This window comes from Bacillus sp. FSL K6-2944, from assembly GCF_038005385.1.
Lineage (GTDB): Bacteria > Bacillota > Bacilli > Bacillales > Bacillaceae_G > Bacillus_A > Bacillus_A cereus.
In genome coordinates this window covers 1,490,665-1,505,863 of sequence record NZ_JBBOTE010000001.1, presented here as the reverse complement: position 1 = coordinate 1,505,863, position 15,199 = coordinate 1,490,665, and the positions used below count along the sequence as shown (strand labels likewise).

Sequence of the window (15,199 nt, the reverse complement as noted above, 5' to 3'; positions counted from 1 at the left end):
AGTTTCACAATACTATTCATCAATTTTATAACCAATACCCTTTATTGTTTTAATATAAGGGATAGCTAATTTTTTACGTAGATTTTTAATATGTGTATCAATTATTCGTGTTTCTCCAAAATAATCGTACCCCCAAACCTTCTCTACGATATTTTCTCTTGTAAGTACTTTTCTCTCATTTTGAAATAGTAGTTGTAGAATTTCAAACTCTTTTGTCGTTAATATAATTTCAACGTCATTTACATATACTCTATATGCATCCACATCGATACGCACTTCTTTAAATATCAAATGATTATTTACATTTTTATCATAACTTCTTCTAAGTACAGCTTCGACTCGTCTAATCAAAACATGAAATGAAAAGGGCTTTGTTATATAATCATCGATCCCAAGGTCGAATCCTTTCATTTGATCTTCCTCTTCTTCCAACGCAGTTAGCATAATAATTGGTACGTTTGACTGACTTCGAATCATTTTAGAAACTTCAAACCCATTAAGATTGGGCATCATGACATCTAGAAGAATTAAATCAAATGATTGCTTATTAAATTGTGTCATACCCTCTAGTCCATCTGAAGCGACTACCACTGTATAATGCTGTGTCATTAAAAATTGTTTAATTAATTCCTGAATTTCTTGATCGTCCTCTACCACGAGAATATGATAGTTTTTCATAATATCACCTCTGGTAGTCATTATAGCCGTACTATCTGGAGTTTATGTGGAGATACAGTAGTAAACTTCATAGGACGTTTACTACTAAAAAATATTATTAGCTATATTACTTTTTTATGGAGAAATAATTGTTTTAAAAAACTTATCGTATGAATTGATGTACGATTAATATTTACGAAAAACTAATGTATAATAACGTGAATTGTATGTAGTTTCTTAAAATTCGCGAAAATATACTTTTGCTTCTTTACCAAAAGAGGAAAAGGAATTTCAATATAGAAGAAGCTACCGTAATACTAGAGTGTGCGCCGAGAACTTTGGATTTCTTTCATCTAGTTTCTATTTAATCGTTAATCACTACATAACAATGTTCTTGCTAAACCAAAAGTTTAAAGGTACAAACTTGGAGAGATTTAGAAAGGTTGTGAAATGATTTGATGGGTTATAAAGCGATGCTGTTTGATTTAGATGATACATTACTTGATAGGGATAAAGCAGTAGAGGCATTATTTTTAATTGTTTTAGAAAAGTGTTATGAAAATGTAGATGGTGCGGCTAAAAGCAACATGTTACAGAAATTCAAAGAATACGATAAAAGAGAATATGGCATAAGTAATAAAACGACAGTTTTAGAATCATTGTTTGATGAATTCACGCCGAAGTATAGATTGCCACGCAATTACATCCAAGATTTTTGGAATAATAATTTCCCTAGATGTTTTTCAATAGACCAAAATACTATTCATTTCTTAAATCAAATAAAGAAGCACTTTAAAGTTGGAATTATAACAAATGGCTCAACTCAGAGGCAAAAAGCTAAAATATTTAACACGAATTTAAATAGGTATTTTGAAACAATCATTATTTCTGAAGAAGTGGGATTTAGTAAACCTGATAAACGTATATTCGAACTAGCATTAAATAAGTTAAATTTACAACCGGAAAATACTTTATTTGTTGGGGATGACTTAGAAAAGGATATTGCTGGTCCTCAAAATGTAAATATAAAAGGTGTGTGGTTTAACCCTCAGAAGATCAAGAATACTACCAAAATACAACCGTATGCCGAGATTAACACTTTGGATAGTTTGTTAAGTTATGTTACTCCACAATATTTTTATAACAAGTAAAAGTAATTCCGTATATATATATTTAAAAATACAAAAAAAGAGAAACTATCATTAATTTCATTGACCGTATTAGTAATAAAAAATAGATATTTACAACAAAAAATAGAGGCCATTTTAATAGCTGTGGCTAATTAAATCTATGATTAATACGAAGTTTTGTAAAACAATTTTACTCATACTGTGTAAATTATAAAGGGGGAGGACTATGGAAATAAAGAAATTAGTAATCGATGGAATCAATATTGCGGTCATTAGAAACGATAAGGTATTAATATCGGATGTTCAGTCTGCATTAGATACTATGGCAACAGTTCAAAATGAGGTAGATGCGAAACATATTATTATCCATAAATCTTTAATAAGTGAAGATTTCTTTGACCTAAAAACACGGCTTGCGGGTGATATCCTTCAAAAGTTTATAAACTATAAGGTAAAGATTGCTATTGTTGGAGATTTCTCTATGTATACTAGTAAAAGCTTAAAAGATTTTATTTATGAATGTAATAAAGGAAATGACATTTTTTACTTAGCAACTGAACAACAAGCAATTGAAAAACTAAGTACATTAAAGTAATAATTATATCCTGCTAAATTCCCCCATTTCACTTAGTTCATAATTATATACGATATAGAAGAACTGATGTTTGTGGTAAACTAAGAGATGAATAAAGGGGGAGTTTTTTTGAACAATTTTAATAATATAATCCAAAATTTAAATAATATAGTTTACAAACCTAACAACTTAATGATTACGAATCTAAAAGAAGAAAAGCAAAACGCAGAATATGCCGGATGTTTATTCCACTTAAATAACAAAACCATTCGTTTTAGAAAATCAAAAGTTACACCTAATAAAATTGGTCAATTTGTTTCTTTTTGGGAGAAAGATGAAAATATGCGAAATAGAGCTTTCTCTTATGAAGCTGCTCCTGATTTATTAGTAATCACTTGTATTGCTGATAATAAACTAGGGCAATTCATTTTTCCTAAAGAGATTCTTCTTAAAGAAAAAATATTGAGAACACAAAGTCAAACAGGGAAAATGGCAATGAGGATTTATCCTGTTTGGGATACCACTGTTAGTAATCAAGCTAAAAAGAGCCAAACGTGGCAACTTCAATATTTTGTTGATTTAAGTGATAGTAATAATTTGCCTATAGATAAACTATTAAATTTATATTCGTAGCTTTTGATTTGCCACAAAAAGAAGCAATTACAGAAAAGACATTTGTAATGACGCCTTCTATTAATTTACCTCGTGAATCGTAATTTTTGTACCGGTACAGTTAAATGAAATGTACATTGTTACAGTGCCCCTTAAAATTTACAATCAGCATATATTATTTAAACTTATAAATTTTTAAGGGGTGCTAAATATGACAAGTTTACAAGATCAGCTTTTCACAAGATTAAATCTTAAAAAACGTAATGATGTAACGTTTGAAGAATTACCTACCATACTCTTTTCGTTTGCGCATACTATACCATTTGAGAATTTAGATGTTATAGCACGAAATACGAATCAAATCTCTCTGGAAAACTTACGAAAGAAAATTTTAACTAGTTCCCGTGGTGGACTTTGCTACGAATTAAATACTCTTTTTTACTATTTCTTAAGAGACTGTGGCTATGATGTACAACTGGCATTAGGTACGGTGTATAAAAACGATATAAATGCATGGGCACTTGAGGATGGCCATATAACAATTATTTTAACTTATGATAATGTACAGTATTTAATTGATATAGGTATAGCTTCGTTAGTACCTCTTGTTCCTGTACCTTTTACTGGCGAGTCGGTTTCTTCAAAAAATGGTTCGTACCGGGTGAGACGGAAAGATACGAATAAAGGAAATTATGTTTTAGAAAGAATAGATGCTGCTGGAGAATGGAAAGTTTGTCATGCTTTTTATAAACATATTATTGATGAGATAGTAGTAAATGATGTTCAAAGAAGAGTGATAGAAGATGAGAAGTCTATTTTTAATAAAGGACCAATTGCAGTAAAGTTGACGAACTCTGGCCATATTTCATTAACGAATACAAGTTTAACCGAAATTATTCATGGGGAAAAAACTAAGCGTGAAATTACAGAAGATCAATATAAAGAGTTTTTATATACTTTATTTGCTATTAAGTTATGAATAATAAAGATAGCCGGTTCTTATTCAGAAGCGGCTATCTTTATTATTTTTGGTGTAAATGGTTTTCTTCTAATATGTTTCGGAAACTGCGGTATAGTTAATGTTTTTAATGTTTCCTCAGCTTCTTCATATGTATGAAAAATTGGTTCTTTTCCATCATCCCCTTGTAAAACTAGCCCTTCATCTCGGATTACATATGGCATAAAACCACCCCATCTAGTAAAGAATTATGTTCTTTTGCAGCAGAATAATACGATTTAAAGTTTGATTTTCTTAATACATATAATACACTAGAACAGTACGAAAAAGTATGTACAATGAATTTTGAATGTAAAGGAAGATTATTATGTCAGTTATTGATAAATTGAAACTTAATAAGTATACAAATATGGTCGTTATTAACGAACCAAGTGATTATGACATTTTTACAGGTAAAGAAACTGCATTCTCAAAAGAACACGATGCTATCTTTATATTTGTAGAAACGCTTGATGAAATGGTGAAACAAACGAATTTTATTATTAGTAATGAAGAATTACTAATTGAAAAAGGTTACGTATTCTTCGCATATCCGAAAAAAGGTAATGCTCGTTATAGTACGTTTATTCACCGTGATGAGATGTTTCCGGCATTAAACGTTGGAGAAGATGGTTATGTGGGAGAAAGCGATATTAAATTTGCACGAATGGTAAGTATGGATGAAGTCTTTACTGTTGTTGGTTTAAAACGTGAAAAGAAAAAAACAACAAAAACATCTGCTATGAGTCAATGTGTTGCCGATTATGCAGATCGAATTAAAGATGTTGAAGCATTATTAGCTAATCATCCGAATGAACTTAAGTTTTATCAAAGTTTAACGCCTGGATACCAAAAAGATTGGGCACGTAATCTTTTTTCTGTGAAACAAGAAAAAACACGTGAAAAACGTCTAGAGAAAATGATAGAAATCCTTTCACAAGGCTACAAAACAATTGAATTATTCCGTAAGAAGAAAAAATAATGATTAAGGAAGTCACAATGCTGCAACAATTAATTGTGATGAGTACATTGAAAAAAGCATTCCTTCCATTATACTAAGGAATGTTCTTATATTTATATAATTAGCAAAAGAGAAAAGGTGTTTGAAATGAAATCGTATATTGTAGTTGGATCAGGAATTTTAGGAGCGTCTACTGCTTATCATCTTGCTAAGGCAGGTGCGAATGTTACTATCGTGGATCGCCAACAATTAGGGCAAGCAACCGATGCAGGAGCAGGTATTGTATGTCCATGGCTATCACAGCGCCGTAATAAAGCATGGTATAAAATCGTTAAAGGCGGTGCACGTTACTATTCTTCGTTAATTCAGCAATTAGAAGAAGACGGTGAAACTGACACAGGATATAATCGTGTAGGTGCAATTAGTTTACATACTGACGAGAAAAAGTTAGATCAAATGGAAGAGCGAGCTTATAAACGACGTGAAGATGCCCCGGAGATTGGTGAAATAACTCGCTTATCAGCTGAAGAAACAAAAAAATTATTCCCAGCATTATCAGACGAATATAGTTCTGTTCATATTAGTGGTGCTGCACGAGTAAATGGAAGATTATTACGCAATGCATTAATAAGTGCTGCGAAAAAACATGGTGCAACTTTCATAAAAGGCGATGCTATATTAGTCCGTGAAGGAAATCATATTACGGGAGTTACAGTAAACGATGAAACAATTTTAGCGGAAAAGGTTATTGTAACTGCAGGCGCATGGGCGAATGAAATCTTGAAACCATTAGGAATTAATTTCTTAGTTACATTCCAAAAAGGACAAATTGTTCATCTGCAAATTGAAAATACAGCAACAGAAAATATGCCAGTTGTTATGCCACCAAACGATCAATATATTTTAACGTTTGACAATGGTCATGTCGTAATTGGTGCAACACATGAGAATGATACTGGTTTCGATCATCGTGTAACAGCAGGTGGTTTACATGAAGTATTCCATAAGGCATTAGCAGTTGCACCTGGCTTAGAAAATGCTACAATGCTTGAAACGAGAGTTGGATTCAGACCATTCACACCAGGATTCTTACCTGTTATCGGACCACTACCTAAATTTGAAGGAATTCTCGTTGCGAATGGATTAGGGGCTTCGGGTTTAACAGCTGGTCCATACTTAGGAGCGGAACTTGCTAAACTAGCGCTCGGACAACCGATTGAATTAGATTTAAATGATTATGACGTTGCTGGCGCAATTGAATAATATGGAGTACTGCTAACATTTATGAAAAACCATGCTAAACAAATTCGACAGAGAATAAGTAGTTTTTCCTCTATTAAGAGTAAGCCTGTTTATGAAAAATAAAATTATTTAAAAATAGAGGGCCGACATTATAAACCTGCATTAATAATGTAGAATTGTGATGGCGGCTCTTTATTCATATTGATTTAAAACTTATTTTCGAGAGGAGGTTAAGTAATGAGAGCGCCATATCAAGTATTGATATTTCCTTATATAAAAACTGCCGATTCTATTCAATATGCCATTTTTAACCGAAGTGATTATGGTTATTGGCAAGGAATAGCTGGTGGCGGAGAAGACGGTGAGATTCCTATTGAATCAGCAAAACGGGAAGCGTTTGAAGAGGCTGGTATTACAAGAGAATGTCCATATATACAATTAGATTCTGTGTCTTCGCTACCAGTAGAGGATGTAGTTGGAGGATTCCTTTGGGGAGAAGAGGTTTATGTAATAAAAGAATTTTCTTTTGGAGTTAAAGTCCCTACAAAAAACATATCATTATCTAAAGAACACTTTAATTATAAATGGTTATGCTTTGAGGAAGCAGTAACGCTTTTGAAATGGGATAGCAATAAAACAGCATTGTGGGAATTAAACAAAAGACTATTAAAACAATAAAAGTTTTTGCTAACAAAAATAGTTGTGGAAGAAGAATTGAACCATTAACAAACCCTTGCTACACTTCTAAACAATGTTTTATAGATTTGGCATGGGTAATGAACGAAGAGAACTTGTACTAAGAAAATCCCTATACAGTTGACTCTGAAAAAATGAAAATAATTAGAAATATTTTTATATTGTACGGTTTTTGGCTATGAATAACGGAATAAATATTAAGTATTCAACAGTTTAAATAAAACGAGTTAGCTTTTTATTTTAAGAAGAAAAATGACTCGTTTTATGCTAAAATTCGCTTAGTGTATATTTTCGTTAAAATGTGGGTGGGCCCCCTTTTAGCAAAACCGGAGTGGGAATGATGAGTATAAATAGTTTTGTGGGATTGATAAATGACGAATTATTAAAAGAGGTAAGTATCAGAAGTGAGGATGAATTCGAGCCTGTAGTAGTTAAAGATATTCCTAGACTTTGGAAGTGTTTAGGAACAGGTAATTATGCCGCAGTATTCATGCACAAAGAATACAAAGATTGGGTAGTGAAAGTTTACGTGCGAGAAGGAGAAGGAATTGAAAAAGAGTCAGAAGTATACCGAAGAATCGGAAATCATCCTTCTTATTCAAAGCTTATATATAAAGGAGAAAATTTCATAGTATTGAAACGTTTAAAAGAAATTACCTTATACGATGCTATTCATAAGGGGATTAAAATTCCTAAGCAAGTAATACTTGATATTAATGAGGCTTTAGAGTATGCGAGGGAACAAGGGTTAACTCCTTGTGATGTTCACGGGAAAAATGTGATGATGGAAAAAGGAAGGGGATATGTAGTCGATGTATCTGATTTCTTAAAAACAAAAGAAGATAGTAAGTGGAGAGACCTAGAAAAGGCATATTTCACCTTTTATTTTCCTTTCATATATAAATTGCCTTTCCCTATTAAAGTACCGTATTTTATGTTAAACATTGTTAGACGTTCGTATAGAAAATATAAGAAGCTTAAAAAGAAATTCAAATTGTAAAAGGACCACATATGTTCCTGAAAACGAGTTAAATTCACATAAATAACTTTAGAAAAATTTCAAATTTTGTTTAGGGGCTACTCCAAGACCTTAGCTTGCTGGGCATGTGGTGTTACCTCAAAAAATAAAAAGATTAGGAGTGAATCCTAATCTTTTTATTTATACATATTTTTGTTAGTTATATCACTATCAATTCCAAAACGGGATATTTTGAATAAATGAAACCGTCAAAATAAGTGTTGATGCGGAACCAGCAGTTACTAAAGTTACTATTTTTCGTCCATTCTGTTCTTTTGAAGGTTTTATAAGTTCTATAATTAACAAAATCCATATTATGATAGATACTATTGAAATAATATTTATAGACATATGTAACACATCCCTTCGTGTTTTTACATAAATATTTCTGCTTTTATAAAATAAAAGCAATTTAACAAGAAAATATGTAACGCATTAAAAATCAATATTTCCTTGTTAAACCACCTTTTTTAAATAGAAATACGACTGATAAAACGATAACAACAGCCTTCAAACTGCCCCAATATGGATAAATAGCATGATTTGTTAGACTAGCATATTGAAAGATATTCTCTAAACCGAAAATTCCTATCATGACTGCTAAAATGAATGAAGCTGATCCATACTTGGTTACATAACTTGTTCAAATGCATTTTATGAGGTTAACTCCCAATCAAGATGGGGTTATCAATTTTGGGTGGCGAGGATGGGAAGGGGATTTACCTACTTCTTTTATACGACATTGTTCTGAGAATCAGACTTTGGATGAGAGAACAATAGTTTATTATGATGAAACAATACAAACTTCAGTGAAGCGTATTCTGCCTCTACTTAGTTATTTTCATAAAGATTCTAGAACAGATAAGTTTGGAGGAACTTCACTTACAGGAGTTCAGCCATATATGGGAAATGCAATTCCAAATTTAACAGGTAGCGTTGTTTTTACTGACTTTGCCAAGAAAGGAGAATCTCAGTCTCCAATTAAGGGTGTTTTAGCCTATACTAGAGCAGGTACAGACGGTAAACATGCTGACTTTCATGCTATTGAAACCAATTATGATTTTGGTACGCAAGCAGCTTATTATATGAGTTTAGGAACAAATTTGAATCAAACTAAATTATATTTAGGAGTTTACGGTTCTATGAAAGTAACTGATTTTAATAAAGGTACCATTTTTGAAATTATTCCCTGATACGATACACACTCGTAGTTTAATAATCCAAGGAATTTATTTTGTTTCAAAACGCACAATTTATCCCCCTAAAAGCCTTTTCTTTTATTATATAGTAATTCATAACAAGTAGAAAGCAGCTCATAAACCACTAGTGTATGAATAATATAGAAAGTAATGAATGAGGCATCTTTAGGGGGAGATATTGATGAATTGGTTTGTACGTTATTGGTATCAACTGATGATAGAACATGATACGAGCTTTGTTCATAAAAGAAAATTGTCCCTTGCGAATAAGTTAGTACTTACAGCTTTGATGAGTACATTAGCCACCATGTTTCAAGCAGCAGGAAACCTAGTTCCTGGTATAGGTTTGCTCATTAGTCCATTTTCGACATTACCGATTTTTTTTGCTATTTTCTATTCTATTCGTGAGGGAATACTTTCTTATATTCTTACTATTTTTCTATTATTTATTATTGAGCCAAGTGAACTAATTGTCTTTCCTTTTACTACAGGCTTATTAGGTCTAGCCTTAGGAGTATCCTTTTTAAAATTAAAGAGGAGAATTTGGATTGTTTCCTTTTCAGCAACTTGTCTAATTATTGGTATTATGATTGTTCTCGATGTTTTCCGTTTTCCGGTACTTGGTCCTGCTGTTCATACAACTATGGACATGAAAATTATTTTATTAATATTTATACTGAGCTTTCTATACTGTTGGATTTATGCAGGTTTTTGCAGAATAATGATGAATAGATTATATAAAGTGTTGTATTGACAATGGCATAATGAGGATTGGAGATTGAATTCATGACTAACGTTGCAGTTAGAAGACCGAATTTGAATGATGTAGATGAACTATATTTATTTTTCCGTATCGTTATTACGAATACATACAAAAATGAAGGATTGTCACAATCATTGGATGACATAGAAAATGAAATTAACTCAAAAAAGCAGTATTTGAAAAGTGATTTTGATAGTAACGGAGAAGGTCGTTACTTTTTATTAGCAATTGATACAAGTAACGATAAAATCATTGGAACAATCGAAATCGGTCCAGCAAGTACATTGATTAATAGTTGTACAGGTGGTGTACTTAAAAATTTGTATGAAATAGGAACTGTATTCATACTTCCGGAGTATCAGAGAAAGGGAATAGGGAGTTTATTACTACATACAATGTTTCTTACATTACTTAGCAGAGGAATAACAGAATATTGTTTAGATAGTGGATATAAAAATGCGCAAAGTATATGGACGAAAAAGTTTGGAAAACCTAGCTATGTATTGAAAGATTACTGGGGAGAATCCAGCGATCATATGATTTGGAAGAAAAGTTTACATGATACACCTATAATATTTGAATTATAAAATGAAATATGCCTCTGAACATAGCTTTTCTTACTTATGTATGCTATTATTTATCTTTATAATAAAAGAGGACGTGAATGAACTTGATTAAAATTAATATTCCTGAAGCTGATGTTTCAATTACTGAACGTAAACAAGTTATTAAAGGAGACGAGCCAATCATTACTCCAATTAATGGATTTATCGATTTCCACTTGTTCCCTAGAGATAAAGGCGGCATTTTTATGTTTTACAATATTAATGACGAACTTCTTTTCGTAGGTAAAGCTCGTAAAATTAGACAACGTATTAAGAAGCATTTTGAAGATAATGTTTCACCAATTAAAAATCACCGTGATGAAGTATACCGCATTGATGCATGTATCGTAGAAGATCCAACAGAAAGAGAAATTTACGAAACATATATCATTAATGAATACAAAGCGAAATATAACGTTGATAAAGTATTTTACAAATAATCAACATTAATAAAAAGCAATCCTAGCTAATATGCCAGGATTGTTTTTTATTTAGATTTATTCTTCATATCTTTCTCCTTTTTTCAAATGATTAGCAGCAACAAAACAGATTACACCTATAAATATAAGTACAATACCAACCGTTTTATGTTTTCCCTCAAAGAAAGGAATATCTGAAATAACATTTGTCATACATAGTCCTAAAAATACAAGGATAGGGCCCACCCAAAGTAATACATTACCGAATTTTGTGTGCTTCCACATAATAACCCTCCTTAACCCTCTTTACATATATATCCATAAATGAAAAGTAAATTCATAGAGAAATATAGTTTTTTTCATATCGAAAATTTAACCCTCATATATTGGTACAAGCAAAAGAGAAAGGAGACCATCATGAATTGGTTAGAAGCTTTCATACTAGGTATAATTCAAGGTTTAACAGAATTTTTACCAATCAGTAGTACCGGACATCTTTATTTAGGAAGGCATTTGTTCCGATTAGATGAGGCTGGCTTATTTTTAGATACGATGCTGCATATTGGGACTTTACTTGCGGTTTTTATTTATTACAAAAAAGAATTTATATATTTAATTAAAAACCCATTTTCAAAGCTCATGTTATTACTTATCGTTGGGACAATACCCGCAGTTGTAATTGGTTTATTGTTTAAAGATTTCTTTGAAGATATTTCAAAAACAGGAATCACGATCGGTTGGGAGTTTTTAGTGACCGGATTCTTTCTCTACACGGCAGATAAACAAAAGAATGGTCGTAAAAAAATGGATGACATAACATATAAAGACGCATTAATTATCGGTTCATTTCAAGCTGCTGCTATTTTTCCAGCCATTTCCCGTTCTGGAATGACAATTGTCGCTGCATTATGGAGAAAATTAGACCGTGAAACTGCTGCTTACTTTTCTTTTTTACTATCGACACCAGCCATTGTTGGAGCTATCATTTTGCAATTTATAGACGTTTTTCAAGGGAAAGCAGAATCTATTTCTAGTACATCTTTAATTGTCGGAACGTTATCAGCAGCGTTTTTTGGATACATAGCTGTTTCATGGATGATTCAATATTTAAAACGTCACTCCTTAAAAGTATTCGCGTATTACGTATGGGGATTAGGTATTTTAATTTTAATGTTGCAATTTACTGATGTATTTTAAGTATAATGATAAAGAAGTTAATTAGTTTAAGATCCTGTTTCATTCATACAAGGCAGGATCTCTTTTTATTAAGGGGGAAAATATGTTTAATAAGGCTATCGTTATTGGTGGAAGTATGGCAGGAAAGTTTGCAGCAAAAGCATTATCAACTTCTTTTAAAGAAGTAATCATTATAGAAGCTGGTGAAAGATGGGATGGAAAGTCTTCGAGAAAAAGAGTTCCACAAAGTAATCATCCTCACGTGTTATTAAAAGGTGGAGAAAACGCAATTGAAGAATTGTTTCCTAGTATTACGAATGAATTAATAGAAGCAGGTAGTATCGTAAATAACTTTACTCGTGATTTAAAATGGCATCAATTTGGTTTATGGAAACAGCCATTCATAGGGGAAGTACATATGATTCAACAAAGTCGTCCTTTGCTAGAATGGCATATTCAAAAACGAATACATCAAATTTCAAATATTACTATTAAATATGAAACATTGGTTAAAGGGTTATTGGTAGATGCAAAGCTTAACAAAGTGTGTGGAGTAAAAGTTAAATATCTAGAGACAAACACACAAGAAGAAGTTCATGCGGATCTTGTAGTTGATGCGAGTGGATTTGGCTCAAAAAGTATAGAGTGGCTACGAGAATACGAAATTGAAGTACAAGAAGAGAAAGTTCGTATTGATTTATTTTACGCAACGAAAATGTTCAAACTTAAAGAAAATGAGAAATTAGACTGTTGCAATGTGCTAATGTCTCCGAGTTTCCCTGATAACCCTTATGGCGTTCTTATTCAAACGATAGAAGATAATCGTTATTTTGTTACTTTCAGTGGATACGCAAACGAGAAAGCACCACAAACAGATGATGAGTTTTATGATTTTGCTGAAAATCTATCAATTTCTAATGTTACAGACTTCTTAAATAAGGCTGAGGGAATTACTGATATAAAGACATACAAAATTCCTTATCAAGTACGCCGGCGATTTGATTTAGTGAATAATGTACCAGAAGGATTATTAGTTGTTGGAGATGCGCAATGTCGTTTTGATCCCGTTTTCGGCCAAGGCGTATCAGTTGCTGCTATGGAGGCTCACCAATTGCAATTACTTTTGCAAGATAGAAAACAACTTGATAAAACATTTACACAACAATTTTATAAAAAGGCAGCTACTATAATAGAAACCCCTTGGGATATGACAACAACAGAAATATCACGTCACCCGCAACTAAAGAGAGAATTAACTACAAAACAAAAATTTCAGCTATGGTATACGAAACAAATATATCGACTATCCGCAAGTAATTCTGATGTTTATATTCGGTTAGTACGAGTGATGAATTTAATTCGTAGTCCATTTCATCTTTTTCATCCGAAAGTGCTACTATCTGTATTACTTAATCGAAAGTAATAGCAGGAATATAATTGATTAAAAAAGAATGTATAACAGTTAGTAAATCTAGAAGGAGAATACGGGATGGAAATATACATAGAGCAACTAAAGAAACAAGATGCTAAGGATTTATTTACGTTTGAACTTACGAATAAATATTTTTTTGAAACAATGGTACCAAATCGCGGCTCGAAATATTTTGAATTTGAATATTTCCAAAAACTACTAGACGATTTGTTAATAGAACAAGCAGATGGAGATTCTTATTTTTATTTAATTCGTAATGAAGAAAAAGAAATTATAGGACGAATAAATTTAGTAGATATAGATACAGAAACTCAAATTAGTTCGCTAGGGTATCGGGTCGGAGAAAAATTTACTAAAAAAGGAGTTGCTACAGCAGCCGTAAAATTAATTTTAGATGTAGCGAAAAATAATGAAATTACTGAAGTTCATGCTAAAACAACGACTAATAATCTCGCATCACAAATTGTACTAGAAAAAAGCGGATTTTCTTCTTATCAAAACGAATCAGATACAACTTCTGTAGAATTAAATGGAGAACATGTGAAGTTTGTACACTATATTTGGAGAAATACTTCACGCTTATAATAAGGAGGACTTATTCATGAATGATTTACGTTATCCAATTGGCCAATTTACATACAAACGTCCTATAACTGAAGAAATGATTGATACATGGATTCAAGAAATTGAAGATTTACCAAATGAACTAACAAAGGCAATTAAAGATTTAGATCAGAAGCAGTTAGATACACCATATCGCGTTGGAGGTTGGACTGTACGTCAAGTAGTTCATCACGTCGTTGATAGTCATATGAATAGCTACATACGCTTTAAATTAGCACTGACAGAAAAGAATCCCACTATTAAGCCGTATAAAGAAGAGAAGTGGGCAGAGTTACCCGATTCAAAATTACCGGTAGATGTTTCACTAGTAATGCTAGATTCATTACATAAAAGATGGGTTAACCTTTTATATTCTCTAGAAATTGAAGATTTAGAAAAAACATTTAACCATCCTGAAACTGGTGAAACAAAACTTGCTGTTGCAATAGGACTATACGCATGGCATGGTCGTCATCATACCGCTCATATTACCTCGTTAAGAAAGCGACTTAATTGGTAACATGGAGATTACATTAGAGAAGGCGACAGAAAGTGATGCAGAAGTTATATTTCAAATGCAAATAGACTCATTTAGCCCTTTATTACATAAATATAAAGACTATGAAACAAATCCAGCAAATGAAACTATCGAAAAAACTATTTGTAGAATAAATCATGTAGACGGTGGCTTCTATAAAATAATAGTGGCAATGAATCTTGTTGGAGCGATATGCATTTCACAAAAAGAAACACCCTCTAAATTTTGGATCAGTCCAATGTTTATTCACCCGAGTTATCAAGGAAAAGGAATTGCCCAAAAGGTACTTACATTAATTGAGGAAATGTTTCCTGAAGCAACGAGCTGGGAACTTGCTACTATTTTAGAAGAAGAGAAAAATTGTTTTTTGTATGAAAAGATGGAGTATAAAAGAACAGAAGTTATAAAGAAATTAAATGATGAAACTACACTTATTTATTACAAAAAAGAAAGGTAAAGCATATAAAATACGCTTTACCTTTTTATGTTATTTTAGATTAAATATACAAAAACAATGTATGTTCTTCCGAAATACTCGGGTTAGTAATTTTAAAAAATGAATAAAAATACAAAAACC

Annotated in this window: 20 protein-coding genes and 2 pseudogenes; 17 read left to right on the top strand and 5 right to left on the bottom strand. The window is 31.9% G+C overall.

Annotation, left to right across the window (positions count from 1 at the left end):
- Positions 1-12: 12 nt before the first annotated feature.
- Positions 13-678 (bottom strand): response regulator transcription factor, encoded by a 666-nt coding sequence (locus tag MHH55_RS07630; protein ID WP_000800727.1) that lies wholly within the window; start codon positions 676-678, stop codon positions 13-15.
- 437 nt (positions 679-1,115) lie between these two features.
- Here MHH55_RS07630 and MHH55_RS07625 point away from each other — a divergent pair, with 437 nt between their 5' ends.
- The 4 genes from MHH55_RS07625 (at position 1,116) to MHH55_RS07610 (ending at position 3,952) form a co-directional block, all read left to right on the top strand.
- On the top strand, positions 1,116-1,808 hold the full coding sequence (locus MHH55_RS07625; protein WP_000540709.1) for an HAD family hydrolase: 693 nt from the start codon (positions 1,116-1,118) through the stop codon (positions 1,806-1,808).
- 205 nt (positions 1,809-2,013) lie between these two features.
- Positions 2,014-2,382 (top strand): DUF4180 domain-containing protein, encoded by a 369-nt coding sequence (locus MHH55_RS07620; protein ID WP_074555078.1) that lies wholly within the window; start codon positions 2,014-2,016, stop codon positions 2,380-2,382.
- Between the two features lie 108 nt (positions 2,383-2,490).
- Positions 2,491-2,994, top strand: coding sequence for a MepB family protein (locus MHH55_RS07615; protein WP_001058863.1), 504 nt, complete (start codon positions 2,491-2,493; stop codon positions 2,992-2,994).
- Positions 2,995-3,184: 190 nt separating this feature from the next.
- A complete protein-coding gene (locus MHH55_RS07610) occupies positions 3,185-3,952 on the top strand; it encodes an arylamine N-acetyltransferase family protein (protein ID WP_074555084.1) in 768 nt (255 codons plus the stop codon).
- 20 nt (positions 3,953-3,972) lie between these two features.
- Here the strand turns inward: MHH55_RS07610 and MHH55_RS07605 are convergent, their stop codons facing one another.
- A complete protein-coding gene (locus MHH55_RS07605; RefSeq protein WP_001147158.1) occupies positions 3,973-4,155 on the bottom strand; it encodes a hypothetical protein in 183 nt (60 codons plus the stop codon).
- Between the two features lie 143 nt (positions 4,156-4,298).
- Here MHH55_RS07605 and MHH55_RS07600 point away from each other — a divergent pair, with 143 nt between their 5' ends.
- The 4 genes from MHH55_RS07600 to MHH55_RS07585 all read left to right on the top strand — a co-directional run bounded on the left by MHH55_RS07600 (position 4,299) and on the right by MHH55_RS07585 (position 7,869).
- On the top strand, positions 4,299-4,952 hold the full coding sequence (locus MHH55_RS07600; protein ID WP_000110844.1) for a YdeI/OmpD-associated family protein: 654 nt from the start codon (positions 4,299-4,301) through the stop codon (positions 4,950-4,952).
- A 126-nt stretch (positions 4,953-5,078) separates the two neighbouring features.
- Positions 5,079-6,194 carry an NAD(P)/FAD-dependent oxidoreductase gene (locus MHH55_RS07595; protein ID WP_000844380.1) on the top strand — a complete coding sequence of 372 codons (1,116 nt, stop codon included), beginning with the start codon at positions 5,079-5,081 and terminating at the stop codon, positions 6,192-6,194.
- 216 nt (positions 6,195-6,410) lie between these two features.
- Positions 6,411-6,851: an NUDIX hydrolase gene (locus tag MHH55_RS07590; RefSeq protein WP_001202586.1), complete on the top strand. Its 441-nt coding sequence runs from the start codon at positions 6,411-6,413 to the stop codon at positions 6,849-6,851.
- 349 nt (positions 6,852-7,200) lie between these two features.
- On the top strand, positions 7,201-7,869 hold the full coding sequence (locus MHH55_RS07585; protein WP_002041240.1) for a serine/threonine protein kinase: 669 nt from the start codon (positions 7,201-7,203) through the stop codon (positions 7,867-7,869).
- 189 nt (positions 7,870-8,058) lie between these two features.
- Here MHH55_RS07585 and MHH55_RS07580 read toward each other — a convergent pair whose 3' ends face one another.
- Together MHH55_RS07580 and MHH55_RS36390 are read right to left on the bottom strand one after the other, a co-directional pair.
- On the bottom strand, positions 8,059-8,238 hold the full coding sequence (locus MHH55_RS07580; protein WP_000026313.1) for a hypothetical protein: 180 nt from the start codon (positions 8,236-8,238) through the stop codon (positions 8,059-8,061).
- Between the two features lie 91 nt (positions 8,239-8,329).
- A pseudogene (locus tag MHH55_RS36390) lies at positions 8,330-8,512 on the bottom strand (hypothetical protein); the annotation flags it as partial.
- 13 nt (positions 8,513-8,525) lie between these two features.
- Here MHH55_RS36390 and MHH55_RS07575 point away from each other — a divergent pair.
- The 4 genes and pseudogenes from MHH55_RS07575 to MHH55_RS07560 all read left to right on the top strand — a co-directional run.
- Positions 8,526-9,080 (top strand): annotated as a pseudogene (locus MHH55_RS07575) (PQQ-dependent sugar dehydrogenase); the annotation flags it as partial.
- A gap of 187 nt (positions 9,081-9,267) precedes the next feature.
- Positions 9,268-9,840 (top strand): hypothetical protein, encoded by a 573-nt coding sequence (locus MHH55_RS07570; RefSeq protein WP_001103999.1) that lies wholly within the window; start codon positions 9,268-9,270, stop codon positions 9,838-9,840.
- A gap of 32 nt (positions 9,841-9,872) precedes the next feature.
- Entirely contained in the window at positions 9,873-10,436 is a 564-nt protein-coding gene (locus tag MHH55_RS07565; RefSeq protein ID WP_000185966.1) for a GNAT family N-acetyltransferase, read from the top strand.
- 77 nt (positions 10,437-10,513) lie between these two features.
- Positions 10,514-10,894 (top strand): nucleotide excision repair endonuclease, encoded by a 381-nt coding sequence (locus MHH55_RS07560; RefSeq protein WP_001048941.1) that lies wholly within the window; start codon positions 10,514-10,516, stop codon positions 10,892-10,894.
- Between the two features lie 57 nt (positions 10,895-10,951).
- On the opposite strand, the gene MHH55_RS07555 is transcribed toward MHH55_RS07560, so the two are convergent.
- Positions 10,952-11,158, bottom strand: a complete 207-nt coding sequence (locus MHH55_RS07555) for a hypothetical protein (protein ID WP_000265477.1) — start codon at positions 11,156-11,158, stop codon at positions 10,952-10,954.
- Between the two features lie 132 nt (positions 11,159-11,290).
- Here MHH55_RS07555 and MHH55_RS07550 point away from each other — a divergent pair, with 132 nt between their 5' ends.
- The 5 genes from MHH55_RS07550 to MHH55_RS07530 all read left to right on the top strand — a co-directional run bounded on the left by MHH55_RS07550 (position 11,291) and on the right by MHH55_RS07530 (position 15,079).
- Positions 11,291-12,070, top strand: coding sequence for an undecaprenyl-diphosphate phosphatase (locus MHH55_RS07550; protein ID WP_001104303.1), 780 nt, complete (start codon positions 11,291-11,293; stop codon positions 12,068-12,070).
- An 82-nt stretch (positions 12,071-12,152) separates the two neighbouring features.
- Positions 12,153-13,472 (top strand): FAD-dependent oxidoreductase, encoded by a 1,320-nt coding sequence (locus MHH55_RS07545; RefSeq protein WP_000482061.1) that lies wholly within the window; start codon positions 12,153-12,155, stop codon positions 13,470-13,472.
- 66 nt (positions 13,473-13,538) lie between these two features.
- Positions 13,539-14,066 (top strand): GNAT family N-acetyltransferase, encoded by a 528-nt coding sequence (locus tag MHH55_RS07540; RefSeq protein ID WP_000409245.1) that lies wholly within the window; start codon positions 13,539-13,541, stop codon positions 14,064-14,066.
- Between the two features lie 16 nt (positions 14,067-14,082).
- Positions 14,083-14,604, top strand: a complete 522-nt coding sequence (locus MHH55_RS07535) for a YfiT family bacillithiol transferase (protein ID WP_000999070.1) — start codon at positions 14,083-14,085, stop codon at positions 14,602-14,604.
- Between the two features lies 1 nt (position 14,605).
- Positions 14,606-15,079: a GNAT family N-acetyltransferase gene (locus MHH55_RS07530; RefSeq protein ID WP_000406643.1), complete on the top strand. Its 474-nt coding sequence runs from the start codon at positions 14,606-14,608 to the stop codon at positions 15,077-15,079.
- Positions 15,080-15,199 lie beyond the last annotated feature (120 nt).

Coding starts and splice junctions, on each gene's coding strand:
- MHH55_RS07630 (WP_000800727.1), bottom strand. CDS start 678: ATGAAAAACTATCATATTCTCGTGGTAGAGGACGATCAAGAAATTCAG.
- MHH55_RS07540 (WP_000409245.1), top strand. CDS start 13,539: ATGGAAATATACATAGAGCAACTAAAGAAACAAGATGCTAAGGATTTA.
- MHH55_RS07595 (WP_000844380.1), top strand. CDS start 5,079: ATGAAATCGTATATTGTAGTTGGATCAGGAATTTTAGGAGCGTCTACT.
- MHH55_RS07620 (WP_074555078.1), top strand. CDS start 2,014: ATGGAAATAAAGAAATTAGTAATCGATGGAATCAATATTGCGGTCATT.
- MHH55_RS07580 (WP_000026313.1), bottom strand. CDS start 8,238: ATGTCTATAAATATTATTTCAATAGTATCTATCATAATATGGATTTTG.
- MHH55_RS07605 (WP_001147158.1), bottom strand. CDS start 4,155: ATGCCATATGTAATCCGAGATGAAGGGCTAGTTTTACAAGGGGATGAT.
- MHH55_RS07610 (WP_074555084.1), top strand. CDS start 3,185: ATGACAAGTTTACAAGATCAGCTTTTCACAAGATTAAATCTTAAAAAA.
- MHH55_RS07570 (WP_001103999.1), top strand. CDS start 9,268: ATGAATTGGTTTGTACGTTATTGGTATCAACTGATGATAGAACATGAT.
- MHH55_RS07550 (WP_001104303.1), top strand. CDS start 11,291: ATGAATTGGTTAGAAGCTTTCATACTAGGTATAATTCAAGGTTTAACA.
- MHH55_RS07625 (WP_000540709.1), top strand. CDS start 1,116: ATGGGTTATAAAGCGATGCTGTTTGATTTAGATGATACATTACTTGAT.
- MHH55_RS07555 (WP_000265477.1), bottom strand. CDS start 11,158: ATGTGGAAGCACACAAAATTCGGTAATGTATTACTTTGGGTGGGCCCT.
- MHH55_RS07600 (WP_000110844.1), top strand. CDS start 4,299: ATGTCAGTTATTGATAAATTGAAACTTAATAAGTATACAAATATGGTC.
- MHH55_RS07565 (WP_000185966.1), top strand. CDS start 9,873: ATGACTAACGTTGCAGTTAGAAGACCGAATTTGAATGATGTAGATGAA.
- MHH55_RS07590 (WP_001202586.1), top strand. CDS start 6,411: ATGAGAGCGCCATATCAAGTATTGATATTTCCTTATATAAAAACTGCC.
- MHH55_RS07530 (WP_000406643.1), top strand. CDS start 14,606: ATGGAGATTACATTAGAGAAGGCGACAGAAAGTGATGCAGAAGTTATA.
- MHH55_RS07560 (WP_001048941.1), top strand. CDS start 10,514: ATGAACTTGATTAAAATTAATATTCCTGAAGCTGATGTTTCAATTACT.
- MHH55_RS07535 (WP_000999070.1), top strand. CDS start 14,083: ATGAATGATTTACGTTATCCAATTGGCCAATTTACATACAAACGTCCT.
- MHH55_RS07545 (WP_000482061.1), top strand. CDS start 12,153: ATGTTTAATAAGGCTATCGTTATTGGTGGAAGTATGGCAGGAAAGTTT.